Annotated in this window: 1 protein-coding gene; it reads right to left on the bottom strand. The window is 55.9% G+C overall.

Annotated features, from left to right (window positions below; all coding sequences use genetic code 11):
- Positions 1 to 189: hypothetical protein (locus KZZ07_RS27455; RefSeq protein WP_219520218.1), on the bottom strand; the 189-nt coding region annotated here is incomplete at its 3' end.
- Positions 190 to 236 lie beyond the last annotated feature (47 nt).

Here is a 236-nt window from a genome sequence, read left to right as displayed (position 1 = left end):
AACGGCAGCTAGATCGACGTTGTAGCCCTTTGCGGCCAGGGCCTCGAGGACGAGATACTTCACTGTCACGCGGCGGTTCAGCGCTTCCTGACGTAATGCGGTCCAGACTGTGTCAGGTACTTCGAATTTCAGGGTTGCCGCTTTCGAGGGGGCAAGAGGGGTTTTGGGTTCTTGAGTAAAAGGACCCATGCCCTTTTGAGGCTCTGTCGCTACTGACGTAGAGGGTTCGGTCTTCA

The sequence above is a fragment of the Mameliella sp. CS4 genome, from assembly GCF_019392335.1.
In the GTDB taxonomy this organism is placed as follows: Bacteria; Pseudomonadota; Alphaproteobacteria; order Rhodobacterales; family Rhodobacteraceae; genus Antarctobacter.
Note: the sequence above shows the minus strand (reverse complement) of the source record. Positions and strands in the feature narration are given on the sequence as shown.